A 3,016-nucleotide genomic window follows, 5' to 3' on the forward strand; every position below is an offset into this window, starting at 1 on the left:
CCGTAAATACCGTCCTGGACAAGCCGGAACTCGGCCTCACGCCGGTACTCGACTTCTATGAAAACGCCTACCGCAAGGAGTTCACACGGCTACGAGCCCAAGTCTACTTCCTCTACGGCGGCCACGCGGGCAGCAAGGACTCCTACTTCTGGCACGCGCGCAGCCAGTTCGAGGTGCCCGGCATCGAACCGGAGAAGGCGTTCATCTCGCTGATCGCCGGCGCGTTCGCGCACCGGTCCTGGTACAGCCGTTACCTCGAGCGCCTCGCCGTCCCGACCAACCTGCGCAACACGATCGAGGGAATCTTCGAGGGCAAGTCCGCGGGCAGCGGCGTCGACCTGACGCTGCCGCTGGCCGCCGCGTCGACCTACAGCCAGGTCGACGACTTCGCTATCGACGGCAGCCACCTGCGGCCGTCGCGGTCCGTGGTCTCCAGCGCCGGCGCGGTCCTAGCCGACACGCCAGCGCTGTCGACAGTGCTCGCCGCCGCCGACGGGACGAAGAACGGCTCGGAACTGGCGGACCTGCTGGTCGAGCAGGGCATCGCCGGCCCGGAGCAGGCGCAGGTGGTGATCCACGAGGCGATCAGCTACGGCTTCCTGGCCCCGGCCACGTCCGACATCCTGGCGGAGGAACTGTCCGATGGCGTTCGTTGAGCTCCTGAGCGAGGCCGACGCCCCGCCTGGGGTTGAGACGATCTTCAGCGCGGTCGCCGAGCAGTACGGATTCGTGCCGAACATCCTGCGGGCGCTGGGCAACTGCCCCGACCTGTTGGTGACCTTCGTGCCCTTCTGGGCGCAGGTCTACCGCTCGCCGACCATCGGTCCACGCCTACGGGCGCTGGCCGCGCTCGGCACTGCGAAGGCGCAGGACTGCACGTACTGCGTCGCCCACATGACCGCGTCCGCCCGGCGGGCCGGCGTGATCGAGCAGGAGATCTGCGCGATCGGAAACCCGGTGGACGAGAAGGCGGTGTTCGACCCCCGCGAGGCACTGATCCTCGAGCTCGCCGACACGCTCACCCGGGACGCGGACGGCACCACCGACGAACTCCGGGCGCGGCTACGCGACTACTTCACCGACAACGAGATCGTGAACATCGTGGTCGCGATCGGTATGTATAACTTCACCAGCCGTGTCCTCAAGTCCCTGTCCATCGAGGTCGAAGACATCTTCACGGTGGATGCCGAAACCGATTCCAGCGACGCTCAACCCGCTCGTGACACCGCCAGGAGCGCATCGTGACGACCACGCCGATGGAAGAGATCATCGACACCTACGGAACCGACGCATGGGACCTGATTCTCACCGTATACATCAATTTCTACTATTCCGAACTCGAGATCATCGACCTGTGCGCCCGGTGGCTCCCCAAACGGCAGGATCTGCGGGAGAAGTCATTCCTGCTCCATCACGCCTCCGACGAGGTCGTGCACGCCGGCCTGTTCAAGGAGGGCGTGGAACGGCTCGGCCTGAAGTGGGATGGATTCGACCACGAGCGCTACCGGATCGACGACATCGACGATCGGTTCAAGAAGCTCCACTCGAGCGACGACGAGCTCGAGGTGCTGATCGGACTGAACCTCTACGCCGAGGGTGTCCTCGCGATGGAGGAGCTCTACCAACTCGGTAGGAGCAAGCCGGACTACTTCTACCAGTTCGCCCGGATCGAGCGGGAGGAACGCCGGCACGTCGCATTCGGCGTGACCGTGGCCAAGCGACTGCTCGCCGAGAGTGAGGAGAACCGGAAACGGGGCATCGAATACTGCAAGTGGTACCAGAACCACCTAGAGGGTTACCTCGGCGGCGAGCTCGCGCAGTCCATCGAGTGGGGAATCCAGGCCGGTTTCATCGAGGCCGACTACATCCCTCGGACCCGGGAGCGGTTCCACGACACCATGTCCCAGCTCGGACTCTTGGAGGCATGAAATGCCAGCCACCCGGTACGAGGAAGCGCTGGGGGAGACCGCGCCGATCCTGAAGGGGTTCGTCCTCGAGCACCCGTTCATCGAGCGGATTCTCGGTGGCGAACTGACGAAGTCGGTCTACGCCGGCTACCTGCGCGAGACGTACCACTTGGTCGGGCAGACCCCGCATTTCCTGGCCAGCGCCGCCGCCCGCACCGAGCCGGAATGGCTCCAGGACTGGTTCCTCGACCTCGCGGTCGACGAACGCCACCACGACCGGTTGTGCGTGCACGACATCCGCAACCTGGATCTCGACGCGTCGACCTATCTCGGCGGGCTTCCGGGCCTCGGTACCTGGACCATGATCGGCCAGAACCACTACCTAGCCTCGATGGGTCAGGAAGCGGGCATCCTGGGCTTCGCCGCCGCCACCGAGGGGCTGGGCGCCTCGCTCGGCCCGAAGGTCGCCCAGGCATTGGGGCAGTACCCGTTCTGTCAGCACGCGGTGTCGTTCCTCAAGGTGCACTCGACCGAGGACCAGGACCACATCGCCCGGGTCCGCAAGGCGTTCGACCGGCTCGCTGAGGAGCCCGAGAACTATACGCTGATGGTCACGACCTGGAAGTACACGCTGATGGCGTACGGCCAGTTGTTCACCGACGCGCTTGGGTACGGCGAGCGCAGCCCAGCCGAGACCTCGCCGGGCGGCTGACCCGTGACCGCGCCCCGCGCATCCGAGAGTGTGCCCCGCACCTCCGAGAACGCGGCCGGCGCCGCGCAGGTGGCTGCCCCCACCTGCCGGCTGCCGGCGATCGTCGACGCGATGCCGACCAAGATGGCCAGCACCATCTTCTGCCGCCGGGACGGCGAGCTGGTCGGCGTCCCGTACCCCGACTGCCACCGCGACGCGACGATCGTCGCCGCGGCTCTGCTGGCCCGGGGGGTCCGGCCGGGTGACCGGGTGGCGATCCACGGCGGGTCGTCCTACGAGTGGGTCCTGGCCGACCTGGCCTGCCTCATCACCGGTGCCGTCTCGGTCGCCCTGTACCCGAACGCACCCCCCGAGCGGGTGGTGGGGACCGCCCGCGAGAGCCGGTGCCAGCTGGTCT

At 66.7% G+C, this 3,016-nt stretch carries 5 protein-coding genes; all 5 read left to right on the forward strand.

Annotated elements, in window-relative coordinates:
- On the forward strand, positions 1-656 hold a 656-nt coding region (locus tag U9980_RS26705; RefSeq protein WP_322770457.1), incomplete at its 5' end, for a hypothetical protein.
- Positions 643-1,245, forward strand: coding sequence for a carboxymuconolactone decarboxylase family protein (locus tag U9980_RS26710; protein WP_322770458.1), 603 nt, complete (start codon positions 643-645; stop codon positions 1,243-1,245). The genes U9980_RS26705 and U9980_RS26710, both read left to right, overlap by 14 nt.
- On the forward strand, positions 1,242-1,928 hold the full coding sequence (locus U9980_RS26715) for a hypothetical protein (protein WP_322770459.1): 687 nt from the start codon (positions 1,242-1,244) through the stop codon (positions 1,926-1,928). Before U9980_RS26710 ends, U9980_RS26715 begins: the two co-directional genes overlap by 4 nt.
- A gap of 1 nt (position 1,929) precedes the next feature.
- A complete protein-coding gene (locus U9980_RS26720; RefSeq protein WP_322770460.1) occupies positions 1,930-2,619 on the forward strand; it encodes an iron-containing redox enzyme family protein in 690 nt (229 codons plus the stop codon).
- A gap of 30 nt (positions 2,620-2,649) precedes the next feature.
- Positions 2,650-3,016: AMP-binding protein (locus U9980_RS26725; protein ID WP_322770461.1), on the forward strand; the 367-nt coding region annotated here is incomplete at its 3' end.

The organism is Protofrankia sp. Cr1 (genome assembly GCF_963555865.1).
GTDB lineage: Bacteria > Actinomycetota > Actinomycetes > Frankiales > Frankiaceae > Protofrankia.